This is a genomic window from Flavobacterium aurantiibacter (assembly GCF_002251775.1).
GTDB lineage: Bacteria > Bacteroidota > Bacteroidia > Flavobacteriales > Flavobacteriaceae > Flavobacterium > Flavobacterium aurantiibacter.
Genome location: NZ_NOXX01000014.1, coordinates 1 through 1703, shown reverse-complemented (window position 1 = coordinate 1703; position 1703 = coordinate 1). Strand labels below are relative to the sequence as shown.

Sequence of the window (1703 nt, the reverse complement as noted above, 5' to 3'; positions counted from 1 at the left end):
TCTCCGCTAAAGCTACGATTTCACCAAAGGGTAGGTACTCGGCGTTCCCGATAATGATCGGGACTAAACGTTGGCTTACTTGGCCTAAATTGTTCGAGATGTAGGTGCTTGAGCCGAGATGGTCGGGATGGAAGAAGTGTTTTTTGATCTTTTTTATAAAGTAAAAAAGATGCATCAAATTGGGTGTAAATTTGGTTATGGCCATCGATATTTTATAACCAATTCACTGGTAGATATACTAATAATTTCCATATACGCCGATGACAAATGTTCTGCCTCAAATTCAGACTTTGTGTAATCAGGTTCAATGAAAATCGAAAAGGTTTCTTCTACATTAACGTGATAATTCACTCCGAAAGGAATTAGCGCTGCGTTTCTATACCTACCTTTTTTTCCAAAATACCAATAATGTTTATCTTTTTTGTTTCGTTTTACTTTTGCAAAGCGATAAATTTGGTTACTTTTCAAGCTGTCAATGTTTTGTATTGGTTTCCAAAAGCCGAAAAGTTTCTTTACTGTTTGCTTTTGGAGTGCAAGTCGTTTAGCTTCAAGTTTTTCAAAATATTCACTGAAAATAAGTTGCTCGATTTCGTCATAACTAACTCCTTTCCAATCGCGATATCCCGACACACTCAGCACTTTACCATCGACAGAAATCGTATAATCCTGCCTGTAACTACTTGAAATCGAATCGTTAAGTGGTGCTGTTTCTAGAGACGATGCTCTCTCAATGAACAATTTCAGTGTTTTGATTGCCTTATCATTCAACTCTATATCATCTACAGGCAATGCATCTCTGCCAACAAAATAAGCAGGTTTCAGCATTCTACCAACAATTTTGTCACCTCTACTTTCAAAATCCATTTCCTTGTATAAATACATTTCATCTCCTGCTAAAATCGTAATGTTTAACTTTGAGAAGAACGCTGTACTTTTTTCTTGCGAAAAACAATTGAAAACAAATAAAAAGGAGCCGATAAAAATACTAGCTTTCATATTTATGGCATTTCTTTAGGAATCACCCGGAGTGGTACTTTTTGCTCTTCTCTGATACAATTTTCTCTAATTCTAACATTCATCTCATCTCGATCAAAAGCTTTACTATCGTTTAAAATTAATCCTTTCCCAGGCGAATCAGGATTCTTTATTTTAACTGCGGTATTGTCGGTCTTACCATTGTTTGAAATGTTTTCATCGGCATGAATGAGCTCGTGTGCCAATCCTATTTTTGAAGGTCGACCTGTTGTGCCGTCTTGATTCGCTATTCCCTCACCCTCATATTCTGGATTGAAAAAAATAGTCGAAGTTCCATTCTCCGATTTTTGGGTAATGTTCTCTTTAGCGATTTTTAAAGTGACCCTTTTATCTGATTTCTCTAATCCCGCAATCAGAGCTGTTCCTTCATGTAAAGATTTGTTGCTATTTTGTTTATACGCTACACCTGTATCGTGAACTATATATCCACCTTTGGTTTTTATCAATTCAAGTTTATTATTGGAAAGTGATTGCAGCTGGCCGAGTATAACATTTCTATTTTTAGAATTCTCAGCTCCTTGAGGATTCCCAGCAATATTTGGAATAAAGATCTCTCTCCCGTCAATATCTACATAAATTACCGGATTATTCGCACAATACGCATAGCCCGAAATGGATGGATATTTCTCCGCCAACGGATCTACGCTTATAAAACTACTCCATTTTGG

At 36.5% G+C, this 1703-nt stretch carries 3 protein-coding genes; all 3 read right to left on the bottom strand.

Translation table 11 applies throughout. The features are described 5' to 3' along the window. A partial coding sequence (locus tag CHX27_RS15620; RefSeq protein ID WP_207758896.1) for a hypothetical protein occupies positions 1-205 on the bottom strand: 205 nt, incomplete at its 3' end. Continuing rightward, the gene (locus CHX27_RS00115) at positions 196-996 is read right to left on the bottom strand and encodes a cystatin family protein (protein WP_094484768.1); all 801 of its coding nucleotides are present in this window, start codon (positions 994-996) and stop codon (positions 196-198) included. The genes CHX27_RS15620 and CHX27_RS00115, both read right to left, overlap by 10 nt. Positions 997-998: 2 nt before the next feature. Then, the coding region (locus tag CHX27_RS00110; RefSeq protein ID WP_207758895.1) for a M91 family zinc metallopeptidase at positions 999-1703 on the bottom strand (705 nt) is incomplete at its 5' end.

Coding starts and splice junctions, on each gene's coding strand:
- CHX27_RS00115 (WP_094484768.1), bottom strand. CDS start 996: ATGAAAGCTAGTATTTTTATCGGCTCCTTTTTATTTGTTTTCAATTGT.